We start from the raw sequence: 16,361 nt of genomic DNA on the forward strand, positions 1-16,361 counted from the left end.
TCTGCTTGTAGCGGAGCTTGAGAATCGGCACGCACCAGCGCCGCACCCTCCGGTAGAGGGCAGCGGTGACGATCTCTCCGAAGTCACCGTGCCGCACCGCGACTCGTGTGGGGAACTTGTTGGCGCGCAGGTAGGCTGCGACCTCCGGGGACCCCAAGTCGTCGAACACGAGTGCGAGCTCGCTGGGAGCGAGATAGTTGCGGGCCACATCGCGGCCGAGCTGGTCCATCAGCTCCTCGTCATCGAGTTCTCCAGACTCGACGAGGGCCTCATAGTGCAGCTCGCCCTCTGGCTGCTCCACTGGCTCCTGCTCCAGCCACTTGCCGAACATACGTACCCCCGAACTCGCTGGTTCTCCCTCCGTCCTCATTGTCACGTATGCCACTCGAGCGCGAGACCCGCTTATGCGCAGCTGGAAGCAGGAGTCCGATGCCTGCCTCGACCCCCAGGAGAGCGCGGACCACGATCCGTGTCAGACGGAGGGCAGGGCGCTCACCGTCACGTCAGCGGCCAGGAAGGCAAGTCGGCTTCGTGGCATCGCGGTCTTAAACGTTCCGCTTCAACGTGTAGCGGGTGACATACCACCACGTCACTGACCTGGCAAACGTGCAGGTCAGAAGGGGTCCGACTTTCAGGAGTCGGGCCCCTGGTTTTTTCCCGTGCTGGGATGGTGCTGGGAAATCTGATCCCTTGTCACCTGTCATCACCCCTGCTCACCTCTACCGTGCTGGGATCGTGCTGGGAGCCGGTGAGGCTCCCGTGCTGGTTCGTGGGCAGCAACTCCGCAGGAGGGATGCGGGGGCCACCGAGCAGCCTGCACTTGCGCTTTCATTACGGCTCCGAAGGCCCTAGCGGAAACAAATCCGCACCTGCCCGACGTTGTCGATCTCCGAGCCGAGGAGGGGAAGGTGTCGGGCCTGAAGCTGTTCCGCACGGAGACGACGAATAGCGGCATGACCGAGGTCATGCCGCGTCTTGCTGAGATCGAGGCCGATGTACAGAGTCTCGTCGAGGCGCATATGGAGACGCTGCTGGGCGTCCGGTTCCTGGCGAGCGAATACAGCACCGGACCGGTGCACGGGGGCCGGATCGACTCGCTCGGGCTGGACGAGAACGGCTCTCCGGTCATCGTCGAGTACAAGCGGGGCACGGATGCCGGCGTGATCAATCAGGGCCTGTTCTACCTGGCGTGGCTGATGGACCACCGGGCTGAGTTCGAGCACCTGGTCCGCGACCGGCTCGGGGTGACGGCCGCGTCCCAGGTCCTGTGGAGCGGCCCGCGCCTCATCTGCATCGCCGGCGACTTCACCCGCTACGACGTGCACGCCGTGCGCGAGCACCGGCGCTCGATCGACTTGGTCCGCTACCGACTCTTCGGCAGCGACCTGCTCGGGCTTGAGACCGTGGCCTCCGTGAGCGGCGGCGTGCAGGTGGCCCGACGGGCACGGCGCCAGTCTGTTGTCCAGGCAGTGGCCGACGTCCAGGGTGCGGCGATGATTGAGCTGGCGGGCGCGGTCGACGAAGTCCTGCTCGGGCTCGGGGACGGTGTGAATCGCGTGGAGCGCAAGACGTACTGGGCGTACCAGCGGCTGCGGAACTTCGCCTGCCTGTGTCCGCCGCAGCGGAGCAAGCTGCTGGTCTACCTGAAGGTCGACCCGAAGGACGTCGACCTTGTCCCGGGATTCACCCGGGATGTCTCTGGTCTCGGTCACCACGGGACGGGTGATCTGGAGGTGCAGTTGCGTACGCCGAGGGATGTGGAGCGGGCGCAAGATCTGTTCCTGGCGAGCTACGCGGCGGCGTGATCGCTGGCGGGTTCCTCGGTCGTGCCTGCTCGTGTGGGCGGTCCGGGCTCGTCGTGTGATGCCTTTCGACGTAGGGACAGGACGTGGCGGTGGACTACCAATGATGCGCGGGGTCGCCGGTTTGGCTAACCGGCGACCCCGCGCTATGTTGCGCTGCCCCACGCTCACACGGTGCGCTGAACCTCTTGGCTCACCGCGCAATGGCTCAGCGGCGGGAGTCCTCGTGCCGTGCGTCGGGCCGACTAGCGCTACTGGTAGCCGAAGGCTCCTGTCTGCGCCGACGGCTGGGCGGGCGCGCTACTTCGTCGCGATGACGTAGACGCTGCCCCACTGGCGCTTCGGGTTGGCGATGGTGGGGTCGAACGTCCAGGGTTCGACGGTGGTGAAGCCGGCCTCGGTGAAGAGCTGGACAAGCTTGTCGTGGTCGTAGGCCCACAGGTGCGGGGTGTACGTGGGGTCGTCGTCCTGGTCTCGGAAGACGAGATTGACGAGGTCGAGTCGGGTGTTGATGTCGCCGAGGCCGTCGCGCTTGGCGTACCAGCGCCGGATCATCTCGTCGGAGCCTTCCAGGGCGGCCGGGTACTGGCTCAAGGCGAGGGCGGCGTCGGGAACACCAGTAACGATCCGGCCGCCCTGTACAAGGACTCGGTGGGCCTCTCGGGCATAGTGCTTCACGGAGCGCGGGTAGTCGATGTGCTCCAGGAAGTGCTCGGAGAAGATCTCCTCGGCGCTGTCGTCCTGAAGGGGTATTCCTTCGCGGATGTCCCAGAGGAGGTCGGCCGGCGGGACGAGGTCGATGTTGAAGAAGCCGTCGATGCGGTGGGCCCCGCCGCCGATCTGGACCTTGGCGGGCTTGTCGTCGATGCGGCCGTTGGGCCAGGCGTGGCGGCTGGCGTGGTGGTAGCGGTGGAGTTTGATCTCCTTGGAGGCGGCCCGGAGTGCGCGGGCAAGGCCGTGGGTGGTGGCGGGGTCGACGAGGACGGCTTCGATCTGCTCGCTGAGAAGGTCGACGGAAGGTACACCGAAGGGACTCATCACGGGGGCTCCTGTGCGAGAGTGCTTGTGATGGGTGGATCCGCTGGTGGCTCAGGCGGCGCTAGGTGCGGGGGACCACTGGTTGTTGCGCATGAGGGTGTACTTGATGTCCACCAGTCGCGGGGCGATGGTCAGCGAGAGCTCCTCGGCCGGGTGCAGGTGCCCGGCCTCGTCCTGCTCGGCGCGCCAGACGCGGTAGTCGAGGTTGGGGTAGGCCGGGTTGATGCCGACCTCACCTTTGGGGATCGTGCCGTTGAACGGGGCGACGATGTCCATGTGGTTCCAGTAGTTCCAGGCTTGCAGCGCCTTGTGCTGGTCGAAGTAGAAGTAGAAGTCGGGGTAGCGGCCGAATGTGCGCAACTCCCGGTGGATGAGATGGCCCAGCAGAGGGCCGAGCTGGGTGGCCAGGGAGTCGAACTCCCAGCGCGTGTGGTGCCAGGCTTCGGGGGCGTTGCCGGGTGCGAAGAAGCGGGCTGCGGCGAGATAGCTGATCCGCTCGACCAAGTACGCGCTCGCGTGGCTGGCATCGATGGTCGGGTCGACTCGGTGGATGAGCGCGGAGAGCTGCTTCGGGCGGGGACGGAACCTCGTCAGGTCGAACTTGCCGGCCATGGTGGGGAAGGTGGCGAACAGCATCTCCTTGTATAGCCAGTTGTTCAGCTCACCGAGTTCGGCCAGGCGCTGGGTCTGGTGCGAGACCGAGTGGAGCATCAGGTATTCAGCGACCGCTTCGAAGTACAGGTAGCCGAGGATCGGCAGGCGGGGGATCGTCTCGTCAAGCAGCTTGAGGAACGGATCGGCTTCTACCCGAGTGCCCTGGTAGGCGACGGCGGCAGCAGTGGCGAGGAACGCAGCCGAATTCTTGACGCGGCTGACGACGGTTTCGCGCAGCTGGTGTCGTTCGTTCTTGCTCAGCAGATATTCGAGGTGGCTGTAGATCTGCAGGTGGATGAGGCCCAGACGCAGGTAGTCCACGCCGGCGAGCCCGCGGTACACCTGAGGCGGGGTGTCGATCTCGAAGATCAGCGGGGTGGGGACGCGGTCGGTGACGCCGAGCTTGGCCAGGAAGGTCGGCGCTTCCTTGGTCAGGACGTAGGCGCCCAGGTTGTGCATACGGAAGCCCTGGTCGGTCGCGGTGAGAGGCGCGCAGTAGATGCTTCCGACGAGGCAACCGCCCGACGGGTAGAGCACTCCCTGCCGGCTGATCTCCTCCAGAGCGTGGGTGACGTGCAGCAGGTGCAGCTTGCCGTTGCCGCTCAGGGCTTCGAAGAGGGCGTTCTGCCGCAACAGGTGGCCGTTCGGAGTGTCCTCGGCGAGCCGTCTGTCCCAGCCTGCGGCCTGAGTGGCGAGCGGGTCGGTGTCGTCGGAGGGACTGGGGATGAGGGTGGAGTCGAAGAAGGCGTGGGCGTCGGCCCACAGGTGGTAAGCGTCGAGGAAGTCCACGGCTAGACCAGGCCCTTCTCGGCGAGCGCGTAGCGGACGGCTGTGGTGCCGCTGGCCCCGGCGAGGTGGGCCCGCTCGGAGACGAGGACCAGGTTGAAGGCGAGACCGCGTAGCTGGTCGAAGGCGGGCTCGCGGACGTACCGGGCGTCCGGCCACCACTTCAGCTTCGGCAGACGGTAGCGGTCCAGGGCATCGGCGGCCTTGACCACGTCGGTGATGCGCTCGGCCCGGGCGTGGTCGGCCTTGTCGTCTGCGGTGAACGCTTCGTACGGGATGTCGTGCAGGCGGATGGCGGTGCATGCCTGCACGATCCGTCGGGGTGTCGCGGTGAGGCCGAAGTGGCCCCAGACAGTATCAGCGTTCGCAGCGAGCCAGATGGCCGCGCGGGCGCCGTGTCCGCGGTCGTCCTGGTCGTGGCGCCGCTGGCAGTCGTGGATGGCGGCGGCGAGGATTGCGGTGGCTGCGTCGGCCTCGGCGAGGCCGTTCACCTCGGCGAGGAGGGCGGCGAGCGCCGCCGTCCTCATGGCGTGCCGGACTCCGTGGAGCGAGGTGTACAGGCGAGGGTCTGCCCACCATCGGGTGGGCAGACCGCCGTGCGCGAGCAACTCCTTCGACTGCGGGCGCAAGGCTGGCTGTGGCGCCGGCGGGAGGTCGGGCCTGTTGTCGCTGATCCATGCGACGGTGGCGCGGTCCATGTGCTGGTGGAGCGGGAGCTGCCCTCGGGCAGCCAGATCGATCAGACTTGCGGTCAACGGGGTCGTGCTCACTCGTGCCCACCCCCTTGGTGGTCTCCGTGGTGATGTCCCCTACCGGATCGGCGCGGCCTGCTGCTCGCGCTCCTTGCGCTCCTTCTCGGCCGCCTCGAAGGCAGCGGTGAAGTCGGCCAGCTCCTGCTCCGTCATCAAGGTCACGCCGAGCGTCGTGGCGACGTCCGTGATCTTGGCCTCGGCCTCGGCGCGGGCGGCGTTCGAGGCGCCGTCCTCCAGCAGGACCTCAAACTCGGCGTGGTAGCCCCACGCCTCACTCCACTTGACCGCGATCTCGACGCCGTCGAGGCGGAAGTTGTGACGGAAGTTGAACGCCTCGTGCATCGTCGTCTCGAATCCGAGGGCGTTGAACACCTTTACCGCGGCGGGAACGTCGGCTGGGGCGATGGCGAACTCGGTCTCCGCGAATGCCGCGCCCTGCCCGATCTTGCTCCCCTTGAGTGTGATCTTGGCGGTGCCGGCAGCGGTGTTGTCGGTGACCTTCAGAAGCTGGTCGGGGAGCACGTAGAAGTAGATGTGCTTGTCGTCGGGGCCCAGGTCCTCCCCGTCCGCCTTCAGGCGGGTGACGAGCTGGTCGTGAACCTCCTTGGTGAAGCGGGCGCGCATCTCGATCTCGACGGCCACGGGGCTGTGCCTCCTCGTTTCAGGCAAGGCGAAGCTAGCCGGACCCTGCCGTTCGGGGCCTGTCCGGTCGGGCGATCGCTATGGGGCTGGTGGTCGAACGCGGGGTGATGCGGCCAATTCCGTCCCGGCCGCATCACCCCGGGGGATCGGTGGGTTTCAGCCCAGGGCGCCGAAGCGCTCCTGGACGACACCTGAATGCAGGTAGGTCGGCAGCTGGACGCCTCCCACCGACGTGCGGCCGGTGGCGACTTGCTCCTCCGTCTCGCTGGGGAAGCCCTCCAGCAGACGGAGGCACTGCTCGGCCCACTCACGCGAAGCGGGCCAGTCGCCCAGGTCGCGGTGGCGCGCCGCCAGGGCATACGCGGTCTCGGTGGCCGCCCACAGGTCGGTCGCCAGCTCACGCTGGAAGATCGACTCCAGCTCGTCGGTGGAGGCCAGGCGGGTCTGGTTGGTCATGGTGCCCTCTCGGTTCAGACGGTCGTGCCCCAGTGGTGATCAACGCGACGGCGTCCCCGCAGTGACGCCGTGACCCGCTGCTAGTAGGTGTAGATCTCGGCCAGCGTCTTGTAGTCATGCAGCTCGCCCTTGTCGAACCAGAGCTCCACCTCCTGCTTGGCCTCCTCCGCGTTGCCGGAAGCGTGTACGAGGTTCGCGACGGCCTTGCCGGAGGCGATGCTGGCCGCGGCGCTGTAGTGCGAGAAGTCGCCCCGCACCGTGCCGGCCGGAGCCTGGTTCGGGTACGTGCTGCCGACGATCTTGCGGACGGTGGCGATGGCGTCGAAGCCCTCCAGCACCAGGGCGATGACCGGGCCCTGCTGCATGAACGTCGACGTGACGTTGTAGACCTCCGAGCCCAGCCGTTCCTCAAGGTCGAAGTAGTGCCGACGGGTGAACTCCTCGTCCATCCACTTCATCTTGGTGCCGACGATCTTCAGCGCGGCGTCCTCGAACCGCGCGATGATCCTTCCTGCCAGGCCACGCGCCAGCGCATCGGGCTTGAGCAGGACGAGCGTGCGCTCGACGGTGTGTACCTCAACCTCGGACATGGCTCCCTTTCGCCTTGCCAGTAACGGCATATTGACGGTCAATCATCCGTCACCAATTGAGGTTACCGGCGCCGCCCGGGGTGCTCGGGCGAGCATGCAATACCCCGGATGGGTGGACGTCGGCATGGCATCGCTGACCAGCCAACCGAGGTGACCGATCCAGCCAACTTTGCCTCCCTTGTCGTCCGCCGGTGATAGGCACCTAGAATCCCCACGTGATCGTCTGGTGCACTCGTCCCTTCTGTGGCCTGCCCAAGGGTTGAGCCTGTGGTGGGTGCTTGCCCGGCTCCTGGCGACTCCGATTCTTCCGACGCTCCAGCTGCGTGACCATGCAGTGCCAGTGCGGTAGGAGTGCACCTTCCGCGCGCAGGTTCCTGCACCAGAGCGACGATGAGGGGGCAGCATCATGGACGTGGTCGAGCGCTGGACCGGCCGCTACGCCTGCCTGTTGCAGTCCGCCCTACGTCTCGGCAACGAACAGTTCGCCGCTCACCTGGGCATCGCCGTGAGAACCGTGGCCGCTTGGCACTCCGACGCGTCCGTCGTCCCTCGCAGGGAGATGCAGCAGCTCCTCGACACGGCCTACGAACAAGCTCCCGCGGCTGCACGGCAGCGCTTCACGCTACTGCTGGCGAAGGAGCGGGGCCCGACAGATTCGACACCGTCAGGTGCCCAGGCGCTGCGCGTGGCCATCGCTGTGGTCATTCGTAACCGAGATGTACTGCTCGTGTGCCGGCGCGACGACGACGCCGCCGGGATCACCTGGCAGTTCCCGGCCGGTGTCATCAAGCCAGGAGCCAAGGCGGAGACCACCACCGTGCGGGAAACCTTGGACGAAACGGGCGTCCACTGTGCGGTCCGGCAGCGCCTTGGTAACCGGCTTCATCCCGTGACCGGCGTGCTGTGTGAGTACTTCCTCTGCGAATACCTGGCGGGCGAAGCCAGCAACACCGACGCAGTCGAGAACATCGACGTCATGTGGGTCCCAAGAAACTCGGTCCCCCGCTTCATCCCCGTAGATACGATCTTCCCACCCATCCTGGCTGTCCTGGAGGAGCAGACGTGACGCAGCAGAAAGCGGAGGAGCAGCCGGGCATTGCCGCGGCCATCGTCGTCAGCGAGGGGCGCGTGCTAATGGTGCGGCGCCGGGTCAGCGAGGGACAGCTCTCGTGGCAGTTCCCGGCTGGTGAGGTCGAGCCCGGCGAGGCGCGTGAAGACGCCGCCGTACGGGAGACCCGGGAGGAGACCGGCCTGGACGTGGCCGCCATAAAGCTGCTCGGCGAGCGGGTCCATCCGAAGACTGGCCGGCTGATGTCCTACACGGCCTGCGAGGTGATGGGCGGCACCGCTCACGTAGCCGACACCGACGAGTTGGCCGAACTCGCTTGGGTCGCCCATGACGAGATCCCGCATTACGTGCCGTACGGGTTGTTCGAGCCTGTGCAGGAATACCTCGACGCAACCCTGTCTGCCTGAGCACTCCCCTCTCAAGGTGGCGGTCTCGTGATCTCGAATGAGTGTGCTGTCGTCGTCGGGGCGGAGTGGCGGCACTGACCGCCGTCGTCTCTCTCCGCCGGGACGCGTCCGGTCTCGGTCACCACGTGACGGGGAATCTGGAAATGCAGCTCCGTACGCCGAGGGACGTGGAGCGGGCGCAGGATCTGTTGCCGGGTGAGTTACCCGCGGCGTGATCTCTTGTCGGCCCTTGGCCGGGCGTGTTTGGCGGCTGGTCCGTGGCCGTCGGGAGATGCCTATCGACGTATGGGCAGGGAGTGCCGATGGATGATCAATGACGAGCGGCTACCCGCGATCCCGTTCTATGTAGTCCCGTCCTGCCGTGCCAGTGAGCAGCGTGCCTGACCCCGAGATCGGCCGCTATCAGGGGCGGTTCACGGCGTCTACGACCAGTCGCACGGCTGGATCAGTAGCGCTTGGATACGACACCGCTAACCGCCATCGGCCGGCCCAGGAGGCGGGCCGGCCTTTCCTTCTGGCATCGTCCCAGTGACGCGCCCATGGGCTACTCGTCGGCTGCGTCATCTCCCTGTTCCTCGGGCGGCGCCGACCGCCGGTACTGAGGGTGGTCGAGGTCGAGCTGTTTGGCTGCGTGCAAGGGAACGGGGTAGCGGGAGCGGTCGGACCAAGCGATGGTCTGGTGACACAAGCGCGCGGTCGCCCGTGCGAGCATCGTCCGGTCGACCCCATCGGCTACACCGACGGGGTAGATCTCGGTCGCTGTGACGGCCCACCACGGAGCCTTAAGCTCATTCGTTTCCCGCTCCCCCTCCTCCCCGCCCTTGCCCGGGTCGGCATCCCAGCGAGTGATGGACTTGCCCAGGTCTCCGCCCTTGGCTTGATAGTTGCGCGGGATGTTGAACAGGATCCAGAAGGGATTCCCGAAGTCCACCTCGGCACGGTGTAGTTTGGCCGATGCGAACAGGATGGATTCCTTTTCGGTGTCCGGATCGCTCTCGCGAGGGACGGGAACGTACTGGGGCACCTCGTCCGCCGCGACGTTCATCCGGATGACCGCGCTCGGCTTCTTGCGCGGTGCGTTCCTGCCTTTGCCGTACCCCGGCAGCCAGGTGCGCGGATCGGTGATGTCCTCTTCCTGATAGCTCTGATTCTCGTTGTGGAGGCCCGTCCACATCCGTCGGCAGGCGTGCCCGTCGACCATGACGACATAGCCCATGTCGGGTTCCAGCTCGTCGCGGACGAGGCTGGAGAGGGCATCTTCGACGTGTGCTGCTGCTTCCGCCCAGCGTTCCTTGTCCGTCTCGCCTTTGCCGTCGACGTGGAGTGCGTAGTCACTGGCGTGGAAGGCGGCGATTGCCTCCCGGTAGGGCACCCAGGCCCCGATTTGCGGCGTCCACGCTCGCATCGTCCAGGCGTCGCCCTCCTCCTCCGGCGGGAACAGGGCGGTGGCAACGATGATGCGTTTGGTGTGCTTGCCGTCGGCGGTCTTGGCTTGCCGGCGGGCGTGGATCCCGCAGTAGACGAGTTTCCCCGCCTCGCGTCCCTTCCGGTCCTTCGCGATGGCCCGCGCGAGGCGCTGGTCGATGATCCCAAGTGAGCGGTACAGGTCGAGGAGCGCCATGTAAGCGGCGTGGTCTTTCCCCGGCTTCGGAGGACTGATTTCTATTGCGGGGTTTCCGAAGGATCCCGGTTTCATTCCCGTGGTGAACTGACAGACGAAGCCCTTCTTGGCCAGGAAGCGGCGGACTTGGAACTTTCCGTCATAGCGCTCCTTGCGCAGCAGGAAGGCGTTTCGCTTCTCTCCGTCCTTCTTCTTCAGGGCCGGGATCTCGGTCTCGCACCAGGCGCCGACCATTACCTGCGACTCGCTGTCGGCGAAGTCGTCTTCGAGGGATTTGAACTCCACGGTCCGGTTGATGGCGTCGCCGTGTGACAGGAAGCGCTCGGCCTGGCGGAACACCACGCTGATGCCGGGAGCGAGGAAGACCTCCTCGCCCGGCGAGGGATCGCCGATGGGCGGGCCGTCCGGGAAGGCCAGGGACAGCGCGTTGATCATGCGAAGGCGGGTGTTCCAGCGGTACCACAGGCATACGATCCGCAGGTGCTCGAAACCCTGTGCCTTCACGGAAGCCGTGATCTCTTCGGGTGGGGGAAAGCCAATGCTGTGGAGGAGTTCGCCGGCCTCGATACGGCTTGCACGCTCCTGCGGGGCCATCTTCTGTTTGTCCGTGGGGCGCGGCTCGAAGGTCATCGGTTCCACCGTGAAGTCGACCCAGGTGGCCTTCTCGCCCAGCACTTTGGAGACGTGTTCGGCCAGGAGCCGCAGGTGGAGGGTGCCAGGTCCCGTGCCGACAGCGAAGTTGTCGTTCTGCGGCATGAGCGGGCGGATGACGCCGGCGTCAGGGGTGATGAACGAGGGGAATTCCCCCTTCTCGGCGGCCCTTTCCAGCAGGTCCCGCTCCTCGGTGACGCGTGCCTGCAGGGCTTGCAGGACGCTGATGTCCATCTCGTCGCGTGCGAGCAGTTCCAGGGCGCGCTGGTTGACGGCGCGGACGTTGCCGTTGCGTACTAGCTCGGTGTGCAGGATGGGAAGGCCGTCGCTGCCCTGGTAGATGTGCGTGGACTTCGCGTAGACCATGTTGCTGTGGACGCGGGTGACATGTGCGTCCAGGAAGATGACCGGGTGAATGACGTTGGGCTCGGTCTTCATGACCACCGAGAGCCGGGACATCGCGTACTGGGCCTTGGTGGCCTCGTTGACCTCGGTTGCGTCGTCACGGAGGTTGTACTTGCGTCCGAAAGGGTGATCCCAGGCGATGAGGCCGCCCCGGCTGTCGGGAAGGTAGGTGACTTCCCTTTTGTTTGGGTTGGCTTTCCAGCCGATCGTGCGATTCTTGTAGACCTGTTCGCCGTTGGCGTCGAGCTTGGGGGAGCCGTCCTTCTCCTTCGCGGCGACCTTCTCAGTGATCGGGACGAGGTCGTAGATAGTGAACTTTTCTTGGGCGAGCTTCTTGGAGATCACCCAGGGCACGGCCACGTACATCCAGTCGGGACATTTCGGCTGCCTGCCGGACACCGGCTTGAGGAAGCGCGTCATCTCGAACTCCTGCTCGGGCGTGTTCGCGATGGCTTCGGCCACCGGCGGTACATCGAGGAGGACGGCCTGGTCGGTGTTCAGCCCCTTGCTGTAGCCGACGACGCACCGGAAGACGTGGCGCAGGGTCTCGTCGTCGATCTTCTCCAGTGACACCAGGAAGTTGAGGTACCGGTCGAGGTGGACGTAGCCGCCGGTCTTGAACTTCAGGTAGGTCAGGGCGGTTGAATACGGCAGATTCTTCTTCTCGTCCGGATGCTGCTGGCTCTTCTGCTCGTCGTCTCGGCCGCCTTTCAGCTTCTCCCATTCATCCCGCACGCTGCGCGGGAAGAGCCGTACGTACACCTTCTGGCCCTGGACGAGTTCGGGGGTGCAGCGCAGGGTGAGGGTGCTCGGGAGAGTGGTGGTGTCGCTCAATGCTGTGATCTCTTTCGGGAAAAAGCGCTGGGCTATGCGGAGAGGGCGAGGTCGACGCCGGCGTAGGACAGGAAGGCGTTGACCGCCTCCCCGTACAGTTCGGCCATCTGCTGGCGTTCTTCCGGCAGCCACCGGGAGGCCATGCGTTCGATGATGCTGGCCAGGTCAGAGCTCCAGGTCTCGTCGTGGAAGGCGTAGTCCACGAAGTGCAGTTCCATGTTGGTACCGCCGCGTCGTGCTCGGCCGGCGAGCTGGATGAGGGACACCAGCATTCCGGCGACCATCTGTTCCTGGAGGACGAGGTCCATGGTCGACAACTGCGGGGAGGAACGCAGAATGGTGGCCAAGTGGTCGCGTGCTGCGGTGCGAGCCGTCTGCAGAGCCTGGACGGGATCCGACGCACCGGATGCGGGCAACGAGTTGATGCCTGCGGCGTTGACACTGCCGTACATCCAGGTGGGGTCGTCGATGATCAGCGGGGGCCTCACGCACAGGTAGATGGAGTGGATGGCTGAGCGGAGATTGACGACGATGTTGAGTCCTCTGGCGATGTTAGCCAGTGGGGCGATCAGGATGTCGCCGAATTGGGGGAATTCCTCGACCTCTTCGACGGTGATGCGGCGGACCAGTGACGGGTCGGGGAGGTAGCGGACGTTGCTGAGGCGGTCTTCTTCCCGGACGAGGACGCACACGCGGTGGGAGAGCCCTTTCGCCTTGGCGATGCCGGTGGCGATGTGGCCGCACTGTTCGTAGCTGTTGGCGGTGAGGATCACGCGGGCGCGGGTGCGGGTCGATTCCGATTTGGCCAGGCGTGTGAGTTTCCTCGACAGCTTTGTCTCGTACAGGCGTTCACCGATTTCGCGCAGGGCTTCGGGCTTGTCGGAGGGGAACTGGCCGGCGATCGGGATGCGTTCTCCGGCCTTTCGGTGGCCGTTGCCGTAGGTGACGGCCGAGGACTCGACCAGGATGGATTCTTCCTGGGCGTCGGTCATCCACCACATCACGGGGGCGTGGACGTGTTCCTTGACCGCCTGGGGAAAGTAGGCCGTGGCGGAGAGCCCGAAGATGGGCCGCTCCACGCCGGCGGTGATCAGTGAGACGAGTCCGCCGAGTTCCGACACGTAGGTGTGCGGGTCGCCGGCCATGTGCTGCGTGGAGAGCTTGGCGTCCTTCTCCGGGTTCTTCATGCCGGTGACCCGGTAGCCGTTGATCGGCCTGCCGATTGTTCCGTGCGGAAGTACGTCGGCGATGCCGCCGGAGCGCATCGAGTCGATGATGCGGTTGGCGCTGAGCAGCCCGGAGTGACGCAGGGACTGGGCGGTGTCGCGCAGAACGGCGAGCGACACGTCCAGTTCGCTCATCAGCGTGCGGATGAGGAGGTGGTCGATGGCCCGGTTGCGTGTGCGGCCGTCGCTGATCATCGGGGCGAGGGCCTCGTGGAGCCTGAGTTTGAGCGCGTCGCGCTGGTTGATGCCGCGCGGCGACACGACGGCCCCGAGGACGCTGCTCACTCGTTCCCACTCGGGGTCCAAGAGCATGGGTGTAGGAGCCGTCTCGTCGTCTTCGCCGAGGTCGGGTGCCGGTACCAGGGCGTTGAGCCGGTGGATGGCCTCGGCGGGAAGCGGCTGGCCGTCGCTGACCTGGTATTCGGGGAACAGGAGGCTGATGAGCTCTCGGTCCTTGGAGCGTGGCAGGCGCCAGCCCTCGTAGTCGTATTCGTGCCGCAGCCGCGGGACTCGGGCATCGTCGTGGTGGTTGAGGCGGAATGCCTTGGTGCACAGGCCGGTCAGCAGGGACTCGGCCATGAGCCGGACGTGGCTGACCGGTTCGATGAGTTGGTCCTCGAAGCGCAGAGGAAGGTGCTTGGCCGCGGTGTCCAGCACCTGCGGTTCTGCGGTCCACGGGCGTCGGGAGTGCAGATCGACGGTGGTGGCGCAGCGGTCGACGGCGACGGCCTGGAAGGCGTCGATCTCGTCGATGATGACGAAATCGCTGGCGCGGAGCACGAACTCGCGGACGGTGACGGACCGGACCGGGCGGCCGTCGATCTGGATGCCCACCCGCATGGTGCCCTGGATGAAGTTGTGGTGGTTGGTGACGATCACCGTGGCGTCAGCGGCCTGGTAAGCGGGGGTGAACTTGCCGCAGGTCGGGATCCAGGGGCAGGCCAGAATCTCTCCGCCGCCACGCAGGCTCAGGCAGTTCTCCTTGCCGGGGCGGTAGATGCCGGCGGAGTCGAGCCAGTGCTGCTGTGCGCATCCATAGGCGAGGTGGTCGACGTCACGGCGGCCTCGCTTGCCCCATTCCCCGGGGGCGTCGGGGTCCTCCTTGACCAGGGATGCGTGCTTGAGGGCCCGCTCGTGCCGTGAAGACGGCGACATCAGCGGAGCGCACGTCGCCAGGTGCTCGGTCTTGCCCGCCTCGTGCAGGATCTCGAGGTCGCGGCTGACGTCCCAGACGGAGGCGAGCGTGGCCTTCACATCAGGGACGAGGAGGGTGATGCGGTAGCCGTTGAGCGCGGCCCACGAGCCCAGGAGACGGACCAGCACGGACTTACCGGTTCCGGTGGGCGCGTGGAAGATCTGGGTGCTGCCGGCCAGGAGCTCCAGCACGTTGACGGTGTCGGTGTCACGGGCCTTGACGCGGTCGAGCAGGCCCGTCAGCACCTTGTGCAACCAGGGGCCAGCCTCTGTGTCCTCGTACTGGGTGTCCAGGAGCTGTGCGATGTCCTTGAGATCTTGGACGTAGACCGGGACCGTGCCGGCGTTGGGCCGGGTGGTGAGGGCGGGCAGCGTGTCGTGGCCGAGGGGCTGGGTGAATGCGGGAAAGCGGGGGATGGTCACGCGCCCGTGGACGATCTCGTTGCCCTCGGTGCGTTCACTCGTCTCGTACGTCTGGCCCGGCGCTGCGAAGTCGTGGGGCTTGCGCCGGCTGCTCGGCCGCCGGTAGGGCGCGAGAAGGCTCTTGGTGTAGCCGAGGTAGTCCCCTCCCAGCAGGGGGTAGGCCGCGGTGGCGGTGAGAGGATCACCGGCCAGGGTGAACAGCTGGAGGGTGGTCTGCTCGTCCTCTTCGTCGGCGGTGTCCATGGCGCCCAGGAGGATCCGTGCGGCGGAGGCGAACCGCTTCTCGTCGGCGAGGTCGGGGTTGCTGAGCTTCATCACCTCGGCCACGAGCAGTCGTTCCTCACTGCCCAGCTCATTCCATCTTTCCCATGCCTGCGGTTTGCAGCTGGCGAAGAACGCCGCGTGGCGGAAGGAGGCCAGCGGCTTGCCGTCATCGTCCTGCTGCGGGAAGTAGTGTGCGGCCAGGGCAAGCGCGGCGCGGACGAAGGCGTCCCTGACGGTCATCTGGCTCATGCCCACACCACCCCGGCGCTCTGGCAGACCATCTTGGCGAAGTCGGTCATGGTCGCGGCTTTCATTCCGTACTTGTGGCAGGTCACGGTCAGCAGGGGGATCTGGTCGGCCCGGTGGTCGGGAACGACGAGCCATTCGGCGCCGCCCTTGTCGCCCTCGTTGCGGTGCAGGCTCTCGGCCAGGACACGGCCGTGGGTGTAGTCCTTCACATCCACGGTGAAGACGTGCGTTCTCCCGTCAGGGCCCTTGACCTCGATGCGATGGTCGTAGGCATCGCTCATCGGCCAGAGCCTGACGGCCTCGTCCACATCTGCCAGCGCGGTGGCCAGCCGCTCCCGCAGAACGGTGTGCAAACGCAGCTCGTGCAGGCCGGGCACGCAGGTGTAGCGCCACACGCCTCGTTTGAGGGCCAGATGCCCCTCAACCGGCTTCGCCTCCGGCACGGCACCGCTGGTGCCCAGCGCGAGAGCTGCCTCGTGGGGAGCCGGGGTGTCGGGGCTGTCCGGATGCAGCTGCGGCGCGTCTCCGGACGTGGGGCGGAACATGAAGCTGGCGCCGGTATCGGCGTGGCGGCCGTAGAGGCAGGCGACGCGGTAGTACTCGCGGCCCGCGCTCATCCGCTTGCTGATCTTCATGGGCCACTTGCACACCGTGCAGGGGAACCACCAGGTGCGGTAGACGGCGTGGTAGGGGATCGGCTCGTAGAAGCCGATCGCGTTGAGGGGCAGGCCGCGCTTGTTCAGCTCCGCGGTCGTGCCGGCCGGGCATTCCACCAGCGTGGTGCGGTCCTTGACGTACTGGGCGTCACCGCGACCTTTGAGGATCTCGTACATCTGATCCTGGTCGATCTCGTCCTGAAGCTGCTCCTCGGTGAACCGCATCCGGCCGATCCGCCGAAGCCGCTTCAAAATCCGGTGCAACTGGGAGGTCTCCCACTGCAGATCGAAGGCGTTCCCGGTGACGCAGCCTTCGGCGTCGACAACGGGAAAGTCGAGATCGCCGAAGCCGGACCGGTCCAGCCACGGCGGGAGTAGGCCGTCGATGGGACCGCGCAGCCTTCGACGGAACTCGCCGAACGACAGCGGCACTCCGGGGCCGTACGCGGCGAGCAAGTCCCCGTGGTACCGCATCAGCTTTTCGGCCCGGTCCCTCGGGCTCAGGTCCGGGGCATTGATCGTCTGACAGGCTTTGATGAAGGTGAAGTTGATCAGGCGGAACGCCTCGAAATGCGAGAACGTCAGGCCGTCATCATCGACATGGGTCGTCACGGGAGACGACGGTAGAGCACGGGTCTGACA

The 16,361-nt window shown here is 66.1% G+C and carries 13 protein-coding genes and 1 pseudogene; 4 read left to right on the forward strand and 10 right to left on the reverse strand.

All coding sequences use genetic code 11. The features are described from left to right. Positions 1–331, reverse strand: a 331-nt coding sequence (locus GA0115233_RS18850) for a hypothetical protein (protein WP_141689537.1), incomplete at its 3' end; no start/stop codon positions are given. Positions 332–908: 577 nt separating this feature from the next. On the opposite strand from GA0115233_RS18850, the gene GA0115233_RS18855 reads away from it, so the two are divergent. Continuing rightward, positions 909–1,805 (forward strand): DUF5655 domain-containing protein, encoded by an 897-nt coding sequence (locus GA0115233_RS18855; RefSeq protein ID WP_093721416.1) that lies wholly within the window; start codon positions 909–911, stop codon positions 1,803–1,805. 297 nt (positions 1,806–2,102) lie between these two features. On the opposite strand, the gene GA0115233_RS18860 is transcribed toward GA0115233_RS18855, so the two are convergent. The 6 genes from GA0115233_RS18860 to GA0115233_RS18885 all read right to left on the reverse strand — a co-directional run bounded on the left by GA0115233_RS18860 (position 2,103) and on the right by GA0115233_RS18885 (position 6,720). Continuing rightward, on the reverse strand, positions 2,103–2,840 hold the full coding sequence (locus tag GA0115233_RS18860) for a class I SAM-dependent methyltransferase (RefSeq protein WP_093721417.1): 738 nt from the start codon (positions 2,838–2,840) through the stop codon (positions 2,103–2,105). Between the two features lie 51 nt (positions 2,841–2,891). Continuing rightward, positions 2,892–4,283, reverse strand: coding sequence for a hypothetical protein (locus tag GA0115233_RS18865; RefSeq protein WP_093721418.1), 1,392 nt, complete (start codon positions 4,281–4,283; stop codon positions 2,892–2,894). A 2-nt stretch (positions 4,284–4,285) separates the two neighbouring features. After that, positions 4,286–5,050: a hypothetical protein gene (locus GA0115233_RS18870; protein WP_093721419.1), complete on the reverse strand. Its 765-nt coding sequence runs from the start codon at positions 5,048–5,050 to the stop codon at positions 4,286–4,288. Between the two features lie 39 nt (positions 5,051–5,089). Continuing rightward, a complete protein-coding gene (locus tag GA0115233_RS18875; RefSeq protein WP_093721420.1) occupies positions 5,090–5,674 on the reverse strand; it encodes a hypothetical protein in 585 nt (194 codons plus the stop codon). 156 nt (positions 5,675–5,830) lie between these two features. Then, entirely contained in the window at positions 5,831–6,130 is a 300-nt protein-coding gene (locus GA0115233_RS18880; RefSeq protein WP_093721421.1) for a hypothetical protein, read from the reverse strand. Between the two features lie 80 nt (positions 6,131–6,210). Next, entirely contained in the window at positions 6,211–6,720 is a 510-nt protein-coding gene (locus GA0115233_RS18885) for a nucleoside-diphosphate kinase (protein WP_093721422.1), read from the reverse strand. Between the two features lie 406 nt (positions 6,721–7,126). On the opposite strand from GA0115233_RS18885, the gene GA0115233_RS18890 reads away from it, so the two are divergent. The 3 genes and pseudogenes from GA0115233_RS18890 to GA0115233_RS41785 all read left to right on the forward strand — a co-directional run. Further along, complete coding sequence (locus GA0115233_RS18890) at positions 7,127–7,786, forward strand: NUDIX hydrolase (protein ID WP_093721423.1); 660 nt, start codon at positions 7,127–7,129, stop codon at positions 7,784–7,786. After that, positions 7,783–8,196: an NUDIX hydrolase gene (locus GA0115233_RS18895; protein ID WP_093721424.1), complete on the forward strand. Its 414-nt coding sequence runs from the start codon at positions 7,783–7,785 to the stop codon at positions 8,194–8,196. The genes GA0115233_RS18890 and GA0115233_RS18895 overlap by 4 nt, the downstream gene beginning before the upstream one ends. A 98-nt stretch (positions 8,197–8,294) precedes the next feature. Beyond that, positions 8,295–8,411 (forward strand): annotated as a pseudogene (locus GA0115233_RS41785) (transporter); the annotation flags it as partial. A 329-nt stretch (positions 8,412–8,740) separates the two neighbouring features. Here GA0115233_RS41785 and GA0115233_RS18900 read toward each other — a convergent pair. The 3 genes from GA0115233_RS18900 to GA0115233_RS18910 are packed head-to-tail and all read right to left on the reverse strand — an operon-like array spanning position 8,741 to position 16,331. After that, positions 8,741–11,707 (reverse strand): RNaseH domain-containing protein, encoded by a 2,967-nt coding sequence (locus GA0115233_RS18900; protein WP_093721425.1) that lies wholly within the window; start codon positions 11,705–11,707, stop codon positions 8,741–8,743. A 32-nt stretch (positions 11,708–11,739) separates the two neighbouring features. Continuing rightward, positions 11,740–15,063, reverse strand: a complete 3,324-nt coding sequence (locus GA0115233_RS18905) for a hypothetical protein (protein WP_141689538.1) — start codon at positions 15,061–15,063, stop codon at positions 11,740–11,742. Beyond that, the gene (locus GA0115233_RS18910; RefSeq protein WP_093721427.1) at positions 15,060–16,331 is read right to left on the reverse strand and encodes a restriction endonuclease-related protein; all 1,272 of its coding nucleotides are present in this window, start codon (positions 16,329–16,331) and stop codon (positions 15,060–15,062) included. The genes GA0115233_RS18905 and GA0115233_RS18910 overlap by 4 nt, the downstream gene beginning before the upstream one ends. Positions 16,332–16,361: the final 30 nt, after the last annotated feature.

This window comes from Streptomyces sp. DI166, assembly GCF_900091315.1.
GTDB lineage: Bacteria > Actinomycetota > Actinomycetes > Streptomycetales > Streptomycetaceae > Streptomyces > Streptomyces fuscus.

What these genes read in the sequence shown, in the direction of transcription:
- GA0115233_RS18860 (WP_093721417.1), bottom strand. Translation starts at nt 2,840, where the DNA reads ATGAGTCCCTTCGGTGTACCTTCCGTCGACCTTCTCAGCGAGCAGATC.
- GA0115233_RS18880 (WP_093721421.1), bottom strand. Translation starts at nt 6,130, where the DNA reads ATGACCAACCAGACCCGCCTGGCCTCCACCGACGAGCTGGAGTCGATC.
- GA0115233_RS18885 (WP_093721422.1), bottom strand. Translation starts at nt 6,720, where the DNA reads ATGTCCGAGGTTGAGGTACACACCGTCGAGCGCACGCTCGTCCTGCTC.
- GA0115233_RS18890 (WP_093721423.1), top strand. Translation starts at nt 7,127, where the DNA reads ATGGACGTGGTCGAGCGCTGGACCGGCCGCTACGCCTGCCTGTTGCAG.
- GA0115233_RS18905 (WP_141689538.1), bottom strand. Translation starts at nt 15,063, where the DNA reads ATGAGCCAGATGACCGTCAGGGACGCCTTCGTCCGCGCCGCGCTTGCC.